Here is a 17,978-nt window from a genome sequence, read left to right on the forward strand (position 1 = left end):
GGAGACCACGCATGCATGCGACCGAAGTGTTCGGGCAGTTTGCCGCTCAATACCACCGTACCGAGCTTCCCGAAGCCGTCATCCACCATGCCAAGCGTGCCGTGATCGACTGGTATGCCGCTTTGTTCCCGGGGCTGGGCGCGGCCCCTCTTGCACAGTTGGAGCAGGTGCTTGCCGAGGATCTGGACCGCGGGTCCTGCCGGCTTGGAAACGGCCGCATGACCACGGCGCGGGCGGCGGCACTGTTCAACGGTTCGGCGGCCCATGCCGCCGAGGTGGACGACAGCTTCCGCGATGCCATGTACCACCCCGGGGCCGCAACCATTGCGGCGGCGTTGGCGGCAAGCCAGCAGGCAGGGGCGAGGGGCCTGGACTTCCTGCGTGCCGTGGTGCTGGGCTATGAGGTCTCCACCCGCATTGGCGTGACCCTGGGCCGGGCCCACTACCGCTTCTGGCACAACACCGGCACCGTGGGCGTCTTCGGGGCAGCGGCGGCCGCAGGGTATGCGCTGCGGCTGGATGCGGGGCAATTCGCCCATGCACTGGCCACGGCGGCCACCTTCTCTGCCGGGTTGCAGCAGGCATTTCGCATGGATTCGATGTCCAAGCCCTTGCATGCCGGGCGCGCAGCGGAGGCCGGCCTGCTGGCCGCGCAGCTTGCGCACCAGGGGGTGACGGGATCGCTGGACGTGCTGGATGGAGAGCTGGGCCTGGGCCGCGCAGTCAGCGACGGACCCGACTGGTCAGACATCGGTGCGACGCTGGGCAGGGACTTCCACATCACCCGGCTCACCTTCAAGAACCACGTCGGCTGCGGCCATACGTTCGCCGCCATCGACGCCGCGCTGGCCTTGCGCAGCCAGCATGCCCTGCGGGCGGACGACATCTGCAGCGTGGCCGTGGCCACCTATGGCCCGGCCCTGGATATCGCCTGCTACACCGATCCTGCGACGGAAAACGAAGCCCGCTTCAGTCTTCGTTTCGTGGTGGCCACGGCCCTGGTCCATGGCAGCGTGCGGCTTTCGGCGTACACCCCGGAGCGCCTGGCCGATCCCGCCGTTCGCGCATTGCTTGGGCGTGTCCAGGTGGCCGTGGACCCGCAAATCGACCGGGCCTTTCCGGGAAAGAGATCGGCGCGCGTGGAGATCGTCAACAGGGATGGCCGCTGCCATGGCTGGTTCCAGCCGGACCGCAAGGGCGATCCCGAGCTGCCGTTGTCGGATGGGGAGCTGGAGGACAAGTTCATCGAGCTTGCCGCGCCCGTCGCTGGCGAGGGACGTGCCCGGCAACTGCTTTCCAACATCTGGGAGCTTGAACGGGCGGGCTGCCTTGCAGGCCTCGCGGCCTGACAGGGCTGCATCGCTTGTGGATTGCAGCCTGGCCTTCAGCAGGCCTGTGACAGCTGCTCCAGGATCGCCGGGTTCTCCAGGGTGGAGGTGTCCTGCACGATGGGCTCGCCGCGTGCAATGCTGCGCAGCAATCGCCGCATGATCTTGCCGCTGCGGGTCTTGGGCAGGTTGTCTCCGAACCGGATGTCCCTGGGCTTGGCGATCGGCCCGATCTCCTTGGCCACCCACTCCCGCAGCAGCCTGGCGATGTCGGCCGCCTCGGCGCCGCTGGGCCGCGAACGCTTGAGGACGACGAAGGCGCATATGGCCTCTCCCGTCGTGTCATCGGGCCGCCCCACGACGGCGGCCTCCGCCACCAGGTCGGTCATGGCCACCAGGGCGGACTCGATCTCCATCGTGCCCATGCGGTGACCGCTGACGTTGAGCACATCGTCGATGCGGCCGGTGATGGTGAAGTAGCCGGTGCGCGCATCGCGGACCGCACCGTCTCCCGCCAGGTAGTAGCGGCCCTTGAATTCTTCGGGAAAGTAGCTGGCGACAAACCGCTCGGGATGGCCCCAGATGTTCCTGATCATGGAGGGCCAGGGGCGCTTGATCACCAGGATGCCGCTGTCGCCCCAGGGCAGCTCGTTGCCGGCCTCGTCCACCACGGCGGCGGCAATGCCCGGGAAGGCCAGCGTGCAGGAGCCGGGCACCAGGTCCGTGGCTCCGGGCAGCGGCGTGATCATGTGCCCGCCCGTCTCCGTCTGCCAGAACGTATCGACGATGGGGCAGCGGCACCTGCCCACCTGCTCGTGGTACCAGTGCCAGGCGGCGGGATTGATAGGCTCGCCCACGGACCCCAGGATGCGCAGGCTGCCCAGGTCGTAGCGCGCGGGATGCACCTGCGCATCGGCGTCGGCGGCCTTGATCAGCGAGCGAATGGCCGTGGGCGCCGTGTAGAAGACCGTCACCCCATGGGCCTCGATCATTTTCCAGAAGCGTCCCGCGTCCGGGTAGGTGGGCACGCCCTCGAACACCACCTGCGTGGCGCCCAGCGCCAGCGGGCCGTAGGCGATATAGGTATGGCCGGTCACCCATCCGATGTCCGCCGTACACCAGAAGATGTCGGAGGGCTGCAGGTCGAAGGTCCAGGCGCAGGTCACGGCGGCATGCAGCAGATAGCCTCCCGTGGCGTGCTGGACGCCCTTGGGGGTTCCGGTGGAGCCCGAGGTGTACAGCAGGAACAGCGGATGCTCGGCCGGCACCCATTCCGGTTCGCAGACATCGCTCTGGGCTGCGGTGATTTCTTCAAGCCACAGGTCCCGGGGCTGGTGCATGGCGATGGCGGCGCCCGTGCGCCGTGCCACCAGCACGTGGCGGACCTGCTCGCAGCCGGACTGGGCCAGGGCCTCGTCCACGATGCTCTTGAGGGGCAATTGCCGTCCTCCCCGCACTTGCTGGTCTGCCGTGATGACGGCGCAGGCACCCGTGTCCGCAATGCGGTCGCGCAGCGCCGTGGCGGAGAAGCCGCCGAACACCACGCAGTGAATGGCACCTATGCGTGCACAGGCCTGCATGGCGGCCACGCCGTCAATCGACATGGCCATGTAGATGACGACGCGGTCGCCCTTGCCGACGCCCAGGCTGCGCAGGGCGTTGGCCAGGCGATTGACCCTGGCGAGAAGCTGCGCATAGGTCACCTGCGTCACCGCGCCGTCATCGGCTTCGAAAATGAGGGCCGTGCGCTCGCCCAACCCCCGCTGGATGTTGCGCTCCAGGCAGTTCCAGCTGGCGTTGAGCGTGCCGTCATTGAACCATTCGTAGAACGGGGCGCGGCTTTCATCGAGCACGCGCGTGAACGGGTGCTTCCACGCGACGAACTCGCGCGCGAGCCGGCCCCAGAACGCCTGGGGGTCGGCGTCCGCCTCCGCGACGAGCCGGTCATAGGCGGCGCGCCCGCTCACGCGCGCATTGCGGGCCAGCTCTGCAGATGGGGGATAGGACGGTGCAAGGGACGGTGCAAGGTCTTGGCTCATGGTGGTTGTCTCCTGGGTCTAGAAATCAAGGGGCACGAAGCCGGTGCAAAAAGCTCAGGCGCAAAGGCTGCGGCGCAAGGCTCCGGGGCTTCAGTCCCCGCAGTGCCTGCCTATCCAGCCTGCAATGGCCGCCGCGCTGCGGAAGTCGTCGCAGGAGCGGGCCGGAATGTCCGGATGGCGCTGGTTCCACAGGCGTGCCAGCGCCTGGCCGGGGCCGATTTCCAGAACGCACCGCACCTGGCGTGCGGCAATGCTGTCCATGCAGTCGTCCCAGTGCACCGTGCCCGCTATCTGCTCGGACAGGGCTGCACGGGCTCCTGCGGCATCACGCACCCGCCGGGCCGTGTTGCTGAACAGCGCCACGGCGGGCGCGTGCACGGCCACCTGGCCCAGGTCCTGTGCGAAGGCCTGTGCGGCCTGTCGCATCCACGGGGTGTGGGACGCCACCTGCACGCGCAGCCGGGTGGCATGCGCGCCCTGGCGGGCCGCCAGCGCCTGCGCCTGCTCCAGCGCCGCATGGGGGCCGCCCAGGATGAGGTTCTCTGGGCCGTTGCGTATGGCCACGGCCAGCCCGGTCGTCTCCAGCAGGGCGGCCATGCGTGCGGGCGGCAGGCCGCTGACGGCCAGCAGCCCGCCGCCGGGCATTTGCTGCGCGCAGCGGTCCATGGCCGCCGCGCGGCGCGTGGCCAGGGCAACGATGTCGCAGGCATCCAGCGCGCCCGCGGCACCGAATGCGGGCAGTTCCCCCACGCTGTAGCCCGCCACGGCCGAAGGCGCGGGCAGTTGCGGGGACAGCTGCATCCACGCGGCCATGGCCAGGCCCGCCAGCAGCGGCTGGGCCACGGCGTTGGACTCGGCCCACGGCGCATCGGCCAACCTGTCGCGCCAGTGCGAAACCTGCAGCTGTTCGCAGACTGCCTGTGTCCATGCATCGTCCGCCAGCCAGGGGAGCATGGCGGGATGCTGCGTACCCTGGCCCGAAAACAGCAGTGCAAAGCTCATGGCCGCTCGCAGACACGCAGCACCCAGCAGGCCGCCGCCAGGGTATCGGCCGCGCCGCCCGGCGAAAGGCGGCGCGCCACGAAATCGTCGCAAATGGCCTGCGCCCTGGACAGGCCTTCGGGATGCGCGCAGCCGCCCGCCTGGAGAAAGCGCCGCGCGGCATCCTGGCCATGGCGCAGCCCCTGCATGCCCGCGCGGTGGGCCAGGTTGCAGTCGTCCAGCACCGCCATGATGTGGAACAGGGCCTCCAGCCGCGCCAAGGGAGCGGGCAGCCCGCTGGCATGCGCTCTGGCCAGCGCCGGCACGGCGGTCTCGAACAGGATGGGGAAACCCAGGGCAGCCTCCTGCGAGGCGCCCCGCAGGCCGTGGCGGCGCGCGGCGATGCCGCCGGGCAGGGCGGAGGTCCGCAGGCTGCGCTGCTGCAGCGCCTCCCCCCAGTGGCGGCACAGGGCCTCGCGCAGCCATGCGGCGCCGGGAATGCAGGCCTGCTCGGCCAGCACCGCGCCGCCGGCCGCGCACAGCAGACCCAGCATGAAGACGGCGCCACGGTGGGTGTTGATGCCGCCGGTGGCGGCCAGCATGCGCTGCTCCGCCTCGATGCCCAGGCGCTCCAGCACGGGAAACGATGCGCCCTGGCTGCCTGCCTGGGCCATTTTGGGGAAGTAGCTGCGCAGCGCGAACAGGCTGCGCATGAAGCTGTGGGCATCCATGTCGTCATGGCTGCCGCGGTCCACCAGGGTCACCAGGCCGGGCTTGGGTGTCAGCGACAGCTCGTCGTAGAGGGCCAGCGTGGCCGCGCGGCCGATATGCCCGGTCGATGGCAAGGTCCGGGCCGGGTGGAGAAGGGCAGGTTTCATGCAGGAACTCCAGGCGCCGCAGCCGACGCACACCAGTCATGGTCTTCACGCAGTGCCACCCCGTGCAGGCCCTTGACCAGGACCGATCGCACCTTGCCTGCACGCCAGGCGGCCCATTCGCGCCAGACCACGGCCCAGCCGCCGGGAAACACCAGCTCGGCATCCACGCGCGGGCCTTCCTGCGGCATGGCCTGCAGCAGGCTGGCCAGCCGATCGCCCTGTTCGGCGCCATCGACCGGCACCCAGAGGTCGATGTCCGAGCCGGGCCGCAGATAGGGCAGGCCCGTGATGCACTGCCATCCGTGGCTGCCGAAGACAAAGCCCGTCGCACCGGCCGTGTGCAATCGCTGCTGCAAGGAGTCCAGCGCCTGCCGCAGGGCGCCGGACACCGCCAGGGGCGAGGCCATCAGCCCATCCAGCGAGGGAAATTCGCGGGTGCCGATGGCCGCGCCGCGCGCCACATCGAAGCCCATGCGCCGCCGCTGCCAGCGCCCGGGCGCAGGCAGGCCCAGCGCCATCAGGCCGGCGGCGGCATGGTCGGCCGACTGCCGCGCGACCACCAGCGGCAGTGCATGGTCGCGCCAGTGCGTGAGGATCTCGCGCGCCTGCGCATCCCAGGGGCGTTCCAGCAGGTCCGCCCAGGCCTGCGGGCCCAGGTCCACCAGCTGGTGGCGGTGCAGGGTGTCCAGCATGCTGCGGCCTGCCTTCATCCAGCGGCCAGGACGCGCTGCACCACCTCGGCGGCCAGCTTGCGGCCGCCGCGCTCGGCGCCGTCCAATGCGCGCATGTCCTCGCGCGGGCTGTGGGCCAGGGCGTCGCGCAGCGCCGCCTGCAGATCGCCTTGCCACAGGCCGCGCACGCCGCCCATGGCCACGTAGTTGCCCACGCCGGGTGCGAACACCGGGTTGGACTCGGACAGGGCATTGAGCAGGGATTCGGGCAGCTTGGTGATGCGCGACATGGCGGGGATGCGCATCACGCGGATCTCGGCTTCGGGCAGGGCGTAGCAGGCATCGGCGATCAGGCCCGAGGTGATGAAGCCGCCCGACAGCGCCTGGTCATAGACCAGGCCGATGACGCGGTGGCCCCGGCGCCGAGCCAGGTCGATGCAGGTGCCCAGGTGGGCCATGGCGCGGTTGATGCCCAGCAGCTCGTCATGGCGGCGCAGTTGCTGGCCCTGCGTGTCGATCAGCAGCACGATGGGGCGGCCAGGGTGCGCGCCGACCGTCTCCAGCACCACCCGGGCCTGGGCCAGGGCCAGCCGCACGCCGATGGGCGCGTGGCCCGTGGTGCCGACGATGGCGAGGGTCTGGCCATCGAACACGGCGTGGCCTTCGAGGAAATCGCCGTTGGCCTGAATCTGGTGGCCCGGGCCGAACAGGTGCTCGGCAAGTGTGTTCCATTGCATGGCGGCTACTCCTGTGAAATGCCCGTGGCGGGCGTCGTGCGCAAGGCACGCACGGCGGCGGCGTCCAGGTCGGGCACGCGCCAGGCGTCGGGCACGCCCAGGGCCTGCCACAGGCGCATGGCCTCGTCCTGCGGGCCGATGGCGCTGCCCGCCTTGAGGGCGTCCAGGGTGTCCAGCCGCGCGCGCAGCAGCGCATGCTCGTGCAGCAGCCCTTCAAGAGTCACCGGACGGGAGTGGTCCAGCGCGGCGATGGCGGCGGCGCGGAAGGCCTCGACATCGTCGGCCACCAGCGCATCGCAGTCGCCGCACAGCCAGCGGTGCTTGCCGCCGGTGGTGCGCCAGACCAGGGCGCGATCGCGCGCATCGAATTCATCGACGCCGTGCGAGGCCTCGATCACTTCCGGTCCCGACATGGCCAGGCGGCCTATGTCGCTCATCACCACCTGGTCGGCGCAGCGCGCCACGATGCCCATGCCGCCGAAGCAGCCGTTGGCCCCGCCGATGAGGACCACCACAGGGATGCCAGAGGCGCGCACGTCCAGCAGGGCGCGCATGACCTCCGACACCGCGATCAGCCCGGCATTGGCCTCATGCAGCCGAACGCCGCCCGACTCGGCCAGCAGCAGCACGGCCGCGGGCCGCTCCAGCAGGGCGCGGCGCAGCAGGCCCACGAGCTTGGCGCCATGCACCTCGCCCACGCCGCCGCCCATGAATTCGCCCTCCTGCGCGGCCACGAACACCGTGCGCCCGCCCAGCAGGCCCCGGCCGATGGCCACGCCGTCGTCAAAGGCGCTGGGCACGCCCAGCTGTGCCAGATGCGGGCTGGTCAGACGCTCGGAGGGCGGCAGCCATTCATGGAAGCTGCCGGCATCCAGCAGCTTCGCCAGGCGCTCGCGCGCCGTGCATTCCGCGTAGCTGATCATGGCTGGCCTCCCTGCAGTTCGGCCAGGGCCTGGTCCAGCCGCAGGCTGACCACGGCCGGCGTGGCCCCCATGTCGTTGATGGACACGCGCACGCCGCCCACGGGGTGGCGCTCGCGGAAATCCTCCACCACGGCCTGCCATATGGCGCCGAAGCCGTGTGCCGAGGTCTGCACCTGCACTTCGCAGCCATCGCCGCCCGTGCTCTCCAGCATCACCTCCAGGTTGCCCGAGCCGACCACGCCGACCAGGACGGGGGCAAAGCCGCCGGCCGGCCGGCCGCCTGCGAAGCAATAGCTCAGGGACTCCAGCCCTGCGGGTATCTCGCTCATATCGTCTCTCCTACCAGTTCCTGAATCGGCGGGGAGGCTGGTACAGCCCGCCCGAGGCCTGGGCCAGATCGCGCATGCTGCGCGCGGCCAGCAGATTGCGCGTGGCCTGGCGCGGGTCGATGCCCAGGTCCTGCGGACGGCGGATCACCCCGCGGTCGCGCAGGTTCTCCACCATGCGACGGTCGCGCGCCAGGCCCACGGCCGTGTAGCCGGCCACGCCGCGGATGGCCTGCTCGCGCTCTTCGTCGCTGCGGCACAGCAGCAGGTTGGCAATGCCTTCCTCCGTCAGGATGTGGGTCACGTCCTCGCCGTAGATCATGATGGGCGGCAGGTCCATGCCGGCCTGCTCCTGCAGCGTCCAGGCATCGAGCCGCTCCACGAAGGCGGGCTGCATGTGCTCGCGGAAGGTCTCCACCATCTGCACCACCAGCTTTTGCCCGCGCGGCGTGCCTGCCGCGCCGCTGCGGCCCGCCCGCGCCTCGCGCCCGGCCTTGAGCCAGGCGGCGCTGGCATGGCGCCGGCCGCGCGCGTCCGCGCCCATGTTGGGGGCGCCGCCGAAGCCGGCAATGCGCCCCAGCGTCGCGGTGGAGCTGTTGCCGTCCAGGTCGATCTGCAGCGTCGAGCCGATGAACAGGTCGCAGGCATAGTGGCCCGCCGCCTGGCAGAAGGCGCGGTTGCTGCGCAGGCTGCCGTCGGCGCCGGTGAAGAACACGTCCGAGCGCGCCCGGATGTAGTCCTCCATGCCCAGCTCGGAGCCGAACGAATGGATGGACTCCACCCAGCCGGCCTCGATGGCCGGTATCAGCGCCGGATGCGGGTTCAGCGCCCAGTGCCGCGCAATGCGGCCCTTCAGCCCCAGCGATTCGCCGTAGGTCGGCAGCAGCAGCTCGATGGCCGCCGTGTCGAAGCCGATGCCATGGTTCAGGCGCTGGACCTCGTACTCGGCGTAGATGCCCTTGATGGCCATCATGGCCATCAGCACCTGGATTTCGCTGATCTGGGCCGGGTCGCGCGTGAACAGCGGCTCGATGACGTTGGGCCGGGGCGCCTGCACGACGAAATGCACCCAGTCCGAGGGAATGTCCACGCGCGGCAGCGCCGTGGTGGTGCCATCCACCATCTCGTTGACCTGGGCGATGACGATGCCGCCCGAAAAGGCCGTGGCCTCGACGATGGCCGGCGTGTCCTCGGTGTTGGGGCCGGTGTACAGGTTGCCCTGGGCATCGGCCGCGTGGGCCGCCACCAGGGCCACCTTGGGCGTCAGGTCCACGAAGTAGCGCGCGAACAGCTCCAGGTAGGTGTGGATGGCCCCGATCTCCAGCTGCCGGGCCGAGACCAGCTTGGCCAGCCGCGCCCCTTGCGGGCCGGAGAAGCTGAAGTCCAGCCGCCGCGCGATGCCGTTTTCAAACACATCCAGGTGCTCCGGCAGCGCCAGCACCGACTGCACCATGTGCAGGTCGTGCACCTGCTGCGGATCGAGCTGGACCAGGGCGCGGGCCAGGAAGTCGGCCTGCTTCTGGTTGTTGCCTTCGAGGCAGACGCGGTCGCCGGGCGCCAGCACGGCGTGCAGCAGCTCGGTGATGGCGCCGGCATCGACGCGCTTGCCGGCCAGACGCGGCCCGAGGGCGGCCCGGGCGCGCGCCAGCCTGGCGGCGCGCTCCCCGGCTTTGAGGTTCCAGGAGGGGTCAGTCATGGGATATCAGGGGTTGGCGTGACATGGAGGGGGCAGGGGGCGTGCGTCCCGGTCGAAGTGCCTGGCTAGAGGACCACGAACAGCAGCCACACGAGCAGCGGCGCCACCAGGGTGACAAGGCCGCCGTAGACCATCAGCTGGCGGAAGAAGCGGTCGCGATCCACGCCCTTGGCATTGGCCAGGACGAGGGCGCCGTTGGTCGAGAAGGGGCTGACATCCACGATGGTCGAGGACACGGCCATGGCCGCGATGAAGCCGACGGCGCTCACATCGGAGCCGCCCTGCAGGAAGGGCACGGCCAGCGGAATCAGCGAGCCCAGCACCGCCGTCGAGGAGGCGAAGGCCGACACCACGGCGCCCACGAAGCACAGCAGCAAGGCCGCCACCAGGGGCGAGGTCAGCTGCGCCACGCTGTGGCCTACGAAGTCGATGGTGCCCATCTTGTCCATCACGCCCACATAGGTGCTGACACCCACGATGAGCATGATCTCGGGCCAGGACACCTGGCCCAGCGCGCGCTTTTGCAGGTTGGGCGCCATCAGCGTCAGCACCAGGCCGATGGTGATGGAGACAAAGCCGATGTCCTGCTTGAAGAACAGGGTGAGGACCGCGAGCGCCAGCAGGCCGACCACGGTGGCCACCTGGTAGCTGCGCGATTGCGGGGCGGCGTCCTGTTCAGGGGCGGCGCGCATCAGCGAGTCGCTGGAGCGTGCAGCCGTGTTGCGCTCCTCGGACAGGGCCTCGCCTTCGGCGTCTCCATACACCTGGGCGCCGCCCTGGGCATGCGAGACGCGCGGCGTGGCGGGCACGCTGCCATCGGCGTCGGCCTTCATGCGCATCAGCCGGGCGCCGCCCATCAGGAAGAACAGCAGCACGGCCACGGCCAGGTTGACCCCCATGCTGGCCAGCATGGTGGCCATCTCGTTGAGCGGCAGGCCCGCCTTGGCCACGATCTTGTTGGTGATGCCGCCGTAGATGCTGATGGGCGAGAAGCCGCCGCCCTGCGCGCCATGGATCACCAGCAGACCCATCATCAGCGGATTGATGCCGTACTTGGCGGCAAAGCCCAGGGCAATGGGCGCGATGATGGCCACGGCCGCAGGGCTGACGGCGCCCACCGCCGTCAGCAGGGCCGCAATGAAGAACATGATCCACGGTATGGCGGCAATGCGCCCGCGCACGGCGCGCACCGCCATGCGGACCAGCCAGTCGATGGTTCCGTTGTTCTGCGCCAGCGCGAACAGGTAGGTGATGCCCGCCAGCGTCAGAAACAGGTCGGCGGGAAAGCCGCCAATGATGGCCTTGGTCCCCATGCCGGCCACCAGGGTGCCGACCAGGAAGGCCCCGACAAAGGCCAGCAGGCCCATGTTGATGGGCAGTGCCGTCGCCAGGACGAACATGCCTATCAACGCGCCAATCGATATCCAATGGGAATTCATGCGATGTCTCCGGTTTTTTATGCGCCTGCAATACGTGTGCATGCTGGTATGCACGGTACGCGGCGGCCCGGAGCGCATCAATAAAGCGCGAGCGCCAACAATTACGCAGAGAGAAACAATGAAGGGTTAACCCGGCGAAGCGGGGCTGTCGCCCCCGGTATGGCGGGTCAGCCGAGCTGCCCGTCCGCGAGCCGGCACACGCTGAGCAGGGCCAGCAGGTTGGGGTCGCGTTCGCGGGAGCGCAAAAAGGTCAGCACGATGGTCTGGCGCATCAGGTACCTGGCCTGCAGCGGTATCAGCTGCACCTTCTGCGGCATCACGCCGCGCACCCGCCCGGGCAGCAGCGTGTAGCCGACGCCGCCGCTGACCAGGTTCATCAGCGAGAAGATGTCATCCGTCTTCATCACCACGTTGGGCGTGAAGCCGGCCACCCGGAAGGACTCGATGAAGCCGCCATAGGTCGCAAAGCCTTCGCCCAGGCTCACGAAGTTCTCGCGCGCCATGGCGCCCAGATCGACCTCGGCCAGATGCGCATAGGGCGAGCCCACGGGCGCGGCAAAGAAAATGTCGTCCTCGAACAGCAGCTGCGTCTGCATGTCGGCGGCGTTGTCCGGCATGGCCATCAGCGCCGCGTCCAGCGTTCCGTTGCGCAGCCGCTCCAGCAGGCCGGCGTTCGAGCCCAGCACCAGTTCGGTCTGCAGATCGGGGCGGCGCAGCTTCAGCGCCATCACCAGCGCCGGCACGGTGCGGTTGGTCAGGGAGTACAGCGAGCCGATGCGGATGCGGTCCGCCGAGTAGCCTGCCACCTCGCGCGTGGCGCGTATGCCCTCGGACATGGTGGCCAGCACTTCCCTGGAGACATCGGCCAGGGTCTGCGCTGCCTCGGTGGGCTTGAGGTTGCGCCCCTCGTGCCGGAACAGGGCGCAGCGCATGCCGGCCTCCAGCGCGTGCAGGGCGCGGTGCACGCTGACCGAACTGGTCTCCAGCCGTTCCGCCGTCTTGGCGAGATTGCCTGTCTCCAGGAAGGCGAGCAGCACCTCCAGTCTGCGGAAGGTTATTTCGTCATCGATTCTCAGGCTCATGGCAACGTCACGCTCTCATCGTGGGGGACGGGCGGATTGTGGCGTTGATCGCGTTGCGTGCACAGACTCCGGTCTGTCCGGGGGCGCGGCCCCGGGCGGCTCACGATGCGGATTGGCTGCGCTGGATGCTGCGGATATCGAAGGCGCCGCCGGTCTGGGCCTGGTCGCTGGTGGTGACCGCCCGCTTGCCGAGCAGGGGGAAGACCAGCTCGGCAAAGCGGATGGATTCCTCCAGGTGCGGGTAGCCCGAAAGCACGAAGCTGTCCGCACCCAACGCGGCGTACTCGCGCAGGCGCTCGGCCACGGTGGCGGCATCGCCGACCAGGGCCGTGCCGGCGCCGCCGCGCACCAGGCCCACGCCGGCCCAGAGGTTGGGCGCCACCTCCAGCCGGTCGCGCCGCCCGCCGTGCAGCGCGGCCATGCGCGACTGGCCCACGGAGTCCATGCGCGCATAGCCGGCCTGGGCGCGGGCGATGTCCTCGTCGGTGAGCTTGCTGATCAGGCGCTCGGCATCGGCCCAGGCCTCTTCGTTGGTCTCGCGCACGATGACGTGCAGCCGCACGCCCAGGCGCACCTGGCGGCCCTGCTGCGCGGCGCGGCGGCGGATGTCGGCGAACTTTTCGGCCACGGCGGCGGGGGGCTCGCCCCAGGTGAGGTAGGCGTCCACCTGGCGCGCGGCCAGGTCATGGGCGGCGTCCGAGGAGCCGCCGAAGTACAGCGGCGGATGCGGCTTTTGCACCGGGGGAAAGAAGTTGCGGCCCTGCTTGACCTTGAAGTATTTGCCGTCGAAATCCACGGCCTCGCCGGCGAGCAGGCGGCGCCAGATGGTCAGGAATTCATCGGCGTAGGCATAGCGTTCGTCGTGGGCCAGGAAGATGCCGTCGGCCTCCAGCTCGGTGGCATCGCCCCCGGGCACCACGTTGAGCAGCAGGCGCCCGCCCAGGGCCTGGTCCAGCGTGGCGGCCTGGCGCGCGCTGGACACGGGCGCGCCCAGCGAGGTGCGCAGGGCCACCAGCAGCTTGATGCGCTGCGTGACGGGCACCAGGCTGGAGGCGACCACCCAGGGGTCCAGGCAGGAACTGCCGGTGGGGATCAGCAGGCCGTCGTAGCCCAGCTCCTCTGCCGTGACGGCGATCTGGCGCATGTAGGCGTTGGTGGGGGCGCGGCCGAAGTCGGAGGTGCCGAGGTAGCGCGTGTCGCCCGAGGTGGGCAGGAACCAGAAGATGTCTGGCGATGCGTGGGGGTCTTGGCTCATGGGATCTCCGGGGACGATGGAAAAGACGGTGGCGCGGCCTCGCCCGGCACCTGGCCCAGGCGCTGCAGCCGCGCGCGCACCACGCTGCGGCTGATGCCCAGCTGGCGCGCGGTCTGCACCTGGTTGCCGCGGTTGCGCTGCCAGGCCTTGAGCAGCAGGGCGCCCAGCACGTGCTGCTCCAGGCCTTCGGCATGCACGTCGCACAGGCTGTCCAGCGCTTCGCCCAGGGCCAGTTCGGCGGCGGCGGCCTGGGCGCCGTGTTCGGCCTCGCGTGTGGGGACGGGATCGGGCTCGCCCTGGCTGCTGGCGATGTGCAGGTCGCCCGCGCCGATGTGCATGCCCTGGGTCAGCAGCAGGCTGCGGTGGATGACGTTCTCCAGCTCGCGGCTGTTGCCGGGCCAGTCGTGCTCCAGCAGCTTGCGCTGCGCGTCCTGGCTCAGTGCCATGGGCGCGTAGCGCATGCGCTGGCAGTAGCTCTCGATGAAGTGGCGCGCCAGCGGCAGGATGTCGGCCGGGCGCTGGCGCAGCGGCAGCACGGTGAGGGTGACGACATCGAGCAGGTAGTACAGGTCTTCGCGAAAGCGCCGCGCCGCCACCTTGGTGTGCAGCGGCGCGCTGCTGGCCGCGAGCACGCGCACATCGGCCGGCGTGCGCTGGCTGGCGCCGATGCGGGTGACCGCCTTGTCCTGCAGCACGCGCACCAGCTTGCTCTGGATGTGCAGGGGCAGGTCGTCGATCTCGTCCAGCAGCAGGGTGCCGCCGTGGGCGTCCTCGAAGCGGCCGGGCAGGTTGCCGAAGGCACCCGTCAGCGCACCGCTTTCGTGGCCGAAGAGCTCGGCGTTGATCAGGGCCTCGGACAGCGCGCCGCAGTTGACGGCGACAAAGGGGCCGTGGCGGCGCGGGCTCAGGCGGTGGATGTGGCGGGCCACCATTTCCTTGTCGGCGCCGCTGTCGCCCAGGATGAGGACGCCGGCCTCGCTGGCGGCCACCTGTCCCATGGTCTTGAGCAGGGCCTGCGAGGCCGGGTCTTGCAGTATCCACGGCGCGGGCGCGGCGCCGTCATCGTGCGCGGCAGAGGCTGCGGGCGCGGGCGCAGGTGTTGCCGAGGACTTGCCGGGCGGCCAGGTGGGCAGACGGGTGTTCATGGCGCGGCGTCACGAGTAGAAGCTGGGCTGCGGATGGGTTCCGTTGAGCACCCAGTCGCCCAGCTCCTGCAGCTTGTAGTGCAGCGGGTCGTGCAGCGTCTGCGTGCGCAGGTTGCGCCAGAAGCGGTCAAAGCGCAGCGCCGCGTGCGTGGCGCGCGCGCCCGTGGCCTCGAAGATGCGGCTGGACAGGTCCAGCCCCGAGCGCGTGGTGGCAATCTTGGCGGCCGTCACGGCCACGGCGACTTCGCCGCGCTGGTGGGCGGTCAGCGCCGGGCCCCGGCGCCAGGCGGCGTCAAAGCGCTGCGCGGCCTGCAGGGTCAGCAGGCGCGCGCCTTCCAGCGCGGCCCACAGCTCGCCATACAGCGCCTGGATGTGGGGGTCTGCGCTGGCTGCATCGGCAGGGGACTTGAACCAGGGCCGCGCCTCGTTCAGCGTGTAGCCGCGCGCCTGCTCCAGCGCACCCTGGGCAATGCCCAGGAACAGATGGGCCAGGATGAGCTGGGCCAGCAGCGGGCGCAGCGCGGCATGGGGAGTGGACAGCGGGCCGGGGTCGAGCAGCAGCTCGGCCGCCTCCACGCGCACGCGCTCGAACAGGGCCGAGCCGCTGTCGGTCTGGCGCTGGCCCATGTTGTCCCAGTCGCGCAGCAAGGTGATGCCCGTGCGCTCCGTGGGCACCACGCCGATCAGCAGCTGGCCGCTGTCGGCATCGATGGCCGAGGCCACCAGCATCTGCGAGTCCAGCGCGCCCGAGGTAAAGCTTTTCTTGCCCGAGAACTCCCAGTGGCCGGGCTGGCGCGTGGCCGTGGTGCGGCGGTCCAGAGGGTTCAGCGTATTGCCCCAGAACCAGCGGTGGCGTGCCGTCTGCAGCAGCCAGGGCCGCCACTGGGCGGGCTGGCCGAACAGCTGCACGGTGGCCAGGTGCAGGTGCTGGAAGCCGTAGACATGGGCCAGCGAGCCGTCTGCCGTGGCCAGGATGCGCACCGTCTCCAGCGTCTGCACCCAGTCCGCGCCCAGGCCGCCCAGCTCGCGCGGAATGCTCAGTGCCAGCAGGCCGCTGGCGCGCAGCGCATCGCGCTCGGCCTTGGGCGTGCCGCCTGCGGCATCGCGCCGGGCCGCCGTGGCGGCAAGGCGCTGCGCCAGATCCTGCGCAGTGGCTATCGGGTCCGCAGGGACAGCCTCTGCCTGGCTCACGCGGGCTGCCCGGCCAGGGCCAGGTCGGCGGCTTCGGGAACGGGCCGCTGTGCCTCGGCCTGTGCCTGGGCCTGCACCAGCTGCTGCAGCGCACCGCGCAGCACCGGGGCCGACAGCTGCACGGTCAGCTCGATGCGCTGGCGCAGCGATTCGCTGTGGACCTGGCCGTCCTGGATGTCCTCGGGCGTGGAGTACACGCCAATGGGCAGGGTGAGGGCCGAGAAAAAGCCGAACAGCGGGCGCAGCTGGTGGTCCAGGATGAGGGCGTGGCGCGGGCTGCCGCCGGTGGCGGCCAGCAGCACGGGCGTGCCCTGCAGCGCGTCCAGGTCGATGAGGTCGAACAGGTGCTTGAGCAGGCCCGGCAGGCTGGCGCGGAAGACCGGCGCGCCGACGATCAGGAAGTCGGCCTGCTCGATGGCTTCGATGGCCTGCAGCGTGGCCGGCGGCAGGTCGCTCTTGGACAGGGCCGCGCCCAGGTGGGGCTGCAGGTCCAGCAGGTCGATGACCTGTGCCTGCAGCGGCAGCTCCTGGCCCAGGCGGGCATGCAGGGCGTCCAGCAGGACACGGGTGCGGGAGGGGCGGCTCAGGCTGCCATTGACGATGACAGTCTTCAGCGATCGGCTCATGGAAACTCCTTGGCGTGGGTTCCAGGAGGCAGCGCGGCATGCGGTTTGCGAAGACTGCCAGCCCGGATGAGGTGGGATGGATGCCTTCATTACAGGGCCGAACGCCGGTATGGCGAAAGAAACTTAACGCATTTGCTTATCGGTTTGGGTGCCTTGGCAAGTGCTTGTTTCTGAAAGGAATTTTGTGGCGCATGGCATGTGCTAATGCGTTCTGGCGATATGCGCACGGCCGCTGCGCCCGTCCCTGCGCAGCGCGGCCGCGCAAGGGCCTTCAGCCCGCCACGCCCGTCACGCCCACGTGCCAGTAGTAGATGGGGTCGGCGCCGTTGAGCAGGATGTCGCCCGCCGAGCGGGCCTTGTACAGCACGGGGTTGTGCGAGGCCAGGGTGCGCGCATTGCGCCAGTGGCGGTCCAGTGCCAGGTCTTCGGACAGGGCGCTGGAGCCGCCCACCTCGAACAGCCGCGCGGCCGCCTGCAGCACGGGATCGACCACGGCCACCTGGGCCTGGGCCGTGCGCAGCTCCAGGGCATGCAGCTGCTGCAGCGGCACCTCGCGCCCGGCCTCGCGCTCGCGCGCGATGCGGCCCAGTTCGGCGGCCACGTCGGCCACGGCCAGGCCCGCGATGTAGGCCGTGCCGGCCAGCTGGCCGACGATGTGCTGCACCAGCGGATCGTCCTTGGGCAGGGTGGCGCTGCCGTGACTGAACACGCGGCGGCGCGCCTGCACATAGGCGATGGCATCGCGCTGCAAGGCCCGGGCAATGCCGGCCAGGGTGGCCAGGTGGGCCAGCTGGAAATAGGCCACCAGGGGTGTGGGCTGGGCGCGCGGGAAGCGGATCACGGCGTCGTCGGGCACGCGCACCTGGCTGAGCACGGTGGTGCCCGAGCCGGTCAGGCGCTGGCCAAAGCCGCGCCAGTCATCGAAGCGCTGCACGCCGGCCTCCGAGGTGGGCACGACGGCGTGCACGGTCTGGTCCTCCTTGCCCGGCTCCACCGCGCGCGCCACCACGGTCACCCAGTCGGCATACAGCGTGCCCGTGCTGTAGAACTTGCGCCCGTCCAGCCGCCACCAGCCGGGCTGCGTGTCGGGCACCAGGGTGGTCTGCAGCGTGCCCAGGGTGCCTGCGCCGACCTCGGTGGTGGCATTGCCGAACACGGCGCCGCGCGCGGCCAGCGGCAGCCAGCGGGCCTGGGTGGCGGCATCGCGGTCGATGAGCACGCGGTCCAGAAAGCCGAAGTGCGGGCGCAGGATCTGGGCGACGTTGGAGTCGGCCTCGGCCAGCTCGGTCCACAGCGCGAACAGCTGCTCCACGCTGGCGCCGGCCCCGCCAAGGCGGCGCGGCACGCGCAGCGCGGTGAAGCCGCTGTCACGCAGCCAGGCGATGGGTTCATGGGCCAGGCTGCGCGTGCGTTCGCGCTCGGCCGCACCCTGGGCGATGCGGTCGAACACAGGGCGAAAGCGCGCCTGCAGGGATGGCAGCGAGGGCGCGTCGGGATCGGCCGGGCCGTCTGTGGTTGGGCCGGGCGCCGCGTAGGCCGCAGGCTCGGTGGCGCAGGGGAGGGTGGTGGTCATGGCTTTGCAAATTCAAAGGCCCGCCAACCCGGCCTGCCTGCAAGGCAGAGCCGGGCCACGGGCCGGTGGGGGAGGGTGGCTAAGGACT

16 protein-coding genes are annotated in these 17,978 nt (G+C 70.3%); 1 reads left to right on the top strand and 15 read right to left on the bottom strand.

The genetic code is table 11. The annotated features are described in order from the left end of the window. Positions 1-11: 11 nt before the first annotated feature. A complete protein-coding gene (locus BW39_RS23725) occupies positions 12-1,349 on the top strand; it encodes an MmgE/PrpD family protein (RefSeq protein ID WP_043824652.1) in 1,338 nt (445 codons plus the stop codon). A gap of 35 nt (positions 1,350-1,384) precedes the next feature. Here the strand turns inward: BW39_RS23725 and acs are convergent, their stop codons facing one another. The 15 genes from acs to BW39_RS23650 all read right to left on the bottom strand — a co-directional run bounded on the left by acs (position 1,385) and on the right by BW39_RS23650 (position 17,890). Next, positions 1,385-3,367 carry an acetate--CoA ligase gene (acs, locus tag BW39_RS23720; protein WP_043824651.1) on the bottom strand — a complete coding sequence of 661 codons (1,983 nt, stop codon included), beginning with the start codon at positions 3,365-3,367 and terminating at the stop codon, positions 1,385-1,387. Positions 3,368-3,457: 90 nt separating this feature from the next. After that, positions 3,458-4,369: an acyltransferase domain-containing protein gene (locus BW39_RS23715; protein ID WP_043824648.1), complete on the bottom strand. Its 912-nt coding sequence runs from the start codon at positions 4,367-4,369 to the stop codon at positions 3,458-3,460. After that, entirely contained in the window at positions 4,366-5,226 is an 861-nt protein-coding gene (gene mdcB, locus BW39_RS23710; protein WP_043824647.1) for a triphosphoribosyl-dephospho-CoA synthase MdcB, read from the bottom strand. The genes BW39_RS23715 and mdcB overlap by 4 nt, the downstream gene beginning before the upstream one ends. Beyond that, positions 5,223-5,918 (bottom strand): malonate decarboxylase holo-[acyl-carrier-protein] synthase, encoded by a 696-nt coding sequence (gene mdcG, locus BW39_RS23705; RefSeq protein ID WP_235264275.1) that lies wholly within the window; start codon positions 5,916-5,918, stop codon positions 5,223-5,225. Before mdcG ends, mdcB begins: the two co-directional genes overlap by 4 nt. A 14-nt stretch (positions 5,919-5,932) precedes the next feature. After that, positions 5,933-6,634: a biotin-independent malonate decarboxylase subunit gamma gene (locus BW39_RS23700; protein ID WP_043824644.1), complete on the bottom strand. Its 702-nt coding sequence runs from the start codon at positions 6,632-6,634 to the stop codon at positions 5,933-5,935. A gap of 5 nt (positions 6,635-6,639) precedes the next feature. After that, entirely contained in the window at positions 6,640-7,557 is a 918-nt protein-coding gene (locus tag BW39_RS23695; protein WP_043824643.1) for a biotin-independent malonate decarboxylase subunit beta, read from the bottom strand. Beyond that, on the bottom strand, positions 7,554-7,886 hold the full coding sequence (mdcC, locus tag BW39_RS23690) for a malonate decarboxylase acyl carrier protein (RefSeq protein ID WP_043824641.1): 333 nt from the start codon (positions 7,884-7,886) through the stop codon (positions 7,554-7,556). Before mdcC ends, BW39_RS23695 begins: the two co-directional genes overlap by 4 nt. A 10-nt stretch (positions 7,887-7,896) precedes the next feature. After that, on the bottom strand, positions 7,897-9,579 hold the full coding sequence (mdcA, locus tag BW39_RS23685; protein WP_013803961.1) for a malonate decarboxylase subunit alpha: 1,683 nt from the start codon (positions 9,577-9,579) through the stop codon (positions 7,897-7,899). 65 nt (positions 9,580-9,644) lie between these two features. Next, the gene (locus tag BW39_RS23680; RefSeq protein WP_012203696.1) at positions 9,645-11,018 is read right to left on the bottom strand and encodes an SLC13 family permease; all 1,374 of its coding nucleotides are present in this window, start codon (positions 11,016-11,018) and stop codon (positions 9,645-9,647) included. 167 nt (positions 11,019-11,185) lie between these two features. After that, complete coding sequence (locus tag BW39_RS23675; protein WP_043824640.1) at positions 11,186-12,100, bottom strand: LysR family transcriptional regulator; 915 nt, start codon at positions 12,098-12,100, stop codon at positions 11,186-11,188. A gap of 100 nt (positions 12,101-12,200) precedes the next feature. Further along, positions 12,201-13,355, bottom strand: a complete 1,155-nt coding sequence (ssuD, locus tag BW39_RS23670) for an FMNH2-dependent alkanesulfonate monooxygenase (RefSeq protein ID WP_012203698.1) — start codon at positions 13,353-13,355, stop codon at positions 12,201-12,203. After that, on the bottom strand, positions 13,352-14,500 hold the full coding sequence (locus BW39_RS23665) for a sigma 54-interacting transcriptional regulator (protein WP_043824638.1): 1,149 nt from the start codon (positions 14,498-14,500) through the stop codon (positions 13,352-13,354). The genes ssuD and BW39_RS23665 overlap by 4 nt, the downstream gene beginning before the upstream one ends. A gap of 9 nt (positions 14,501-14,509) precedes the next feature. Then, positions 14,510-15,691: an acyl-CoA dehydrogenase family protein gene (locus tag BW39_RS23660; protein ID WP_043824636.1), complete on the bottom strand. Its 1,182-nt coding sequence runs from the start codon at positions 15,689-15,691 to the stop codon at positions 14,510-14,512. Next, positions 15,688-16,317 carry an FMN reductase gene (msuE, locus tag BW39_RS23655; RefSeq protein ID WP_043824634.1) on the bottom strand — a complete coding sequence of 210 codons (630 nt, stop codon included), beginning with the start codon at positions 16,315-16,317 and terminating at the stop codon, positions 15,688-15,690. The genes BW39_RS23660 and msuE overlap by 4 nt, the downstream gene beginning before the upstream one ends. 271 nt (positions 16,318-16,588) lie before the next feature. Further along, positions 16,589-17,890 carry an acyl-CoA dehydrogenase family protein gene (locus tag BW39_RS23650; RefSeq protein ID WP_043824632.1) on the bottom strand — a complete coding sequence of 434 codons (1,302 nt, stop codon included), beginning with the start codon at positions 17,888-17,890 and terminating at the stop codon, positions 16,589-16,591. Positions 17,891-17,978 lie beyond the last annotated feature (88 nt).

Origin of the sequence: Delftia sp. RIT313 (assembly GCF_000632165.1) — a bacterium.
Classification (GTDB): Bacteria; Pseudomonadota; Gammaproteobacteria; order Burkholderiales; family Burkholderiaceae_C; genus Comamonas; species Comamonas acidovorans.

Bases quoted from the DNA above. Each gene is read 5' to 3' on its own strand.
- mdcC (WP_043824641.1), bottom strand. From the start codon at position 7,886: ATGAGCGAGATACCCGCAGGGCTGGAGTCCCTGAGCTATTGCTTCGCA.
- msuE (WP_043824634.1), bottom strand. From the start codon at position 16,317: ATGAGCCGATCGCTGAAGACTGTCATCGTCAATGGCAGCCTGAGCCGC.
- mdcG (WP_235264275.1), bottom strand. From the start codon at position 5,918: ATGCTGGACACCCTGCACCGCCACCAGCTGGTGGACCTGGGCCCGCAG.
- BW39_RS23725 (WP_043824652.1), top strand. From the start codon at position 12: ATGCATGCGACCGAAGTGTTCGGGCAGTTTGCCGCTCAATACCACCGT.
- BW39_RS23680 (WP_012203696.1), bottom strand. From the start codon at position 11,018: ATGAATTCCCATTGGATATCGATTGGCGCGTTGATAGGCATGTTCGTC.
- mdcB (WP_043824647.1), bottom strand. From the start codon at position 5,226: ATGAAACCTGCCCTTCTCCACCCGGCCCGGACCTTGCCATCGACCGGG.
- mdcA (WP_013803961.1), bottom strand. From the start codon at position 9,579: ATGACTGACCCCTCCTGGAACCTCAAAGCCGGGGAGCGCGCCGCCAGG.
- BW39_RS23695 (WP_043824643.1), bottom strand. From the start codon at position 7,557: ATGATCAGCTACGCGGAATGCACGGCGCGCGAGCGCCTGGCGAAGCTG.
- BW39_RS23715 (WP_043824648.1), bottom strand. From the start codon at position 4,369: ATGAGCTTTGCACTGCTGTTTTCGGGCCAGGGTACGCAGCATCCCGCC.
- BW39_RS23700 (WP_043824644.1), bottom strand. From the start codon at position 6,634: ATGCAATGGAACACACTTGCCGAGCACCTGTTCGGCCCGGGCCACCAG.
- BW39_RS23665 (WP_043824638.1), bottom strand. From the start codon at position 14,500: ATGAACACCCGTCTGCCCACCTGGCCGCCCGGCAAGTCCTCGGCAACA.
- acs (WP_043824651.1), bottom strand. From the start codon at position 3,367: ATGAGCCAAGACCTTGCACCGTCCCTTGCACCGTCCTATCCCCCATCT.
- BW39_RS23675 (WP_043824640.1), bottom strand. From the start codon at position 12,100: ATGAGCCTGAGAATCGATGACGAAATAACCTTCCGCAGACTGGAGGTG.
- BW39_RS23650 (WP_043824632.1), bottom strand. From the start codon at position 17,890: ATGACCACCACCCTCCCCTGCGCCACCGAGCCTGCGGCCTACGCGGCG.
- ssuD (WP_012203698.1), bottom strand. From the start codon at position 13,355: ATGAGCCAAGACCCCCACGCATCGCCAGACATCTTCTGGTTCCTGCCC.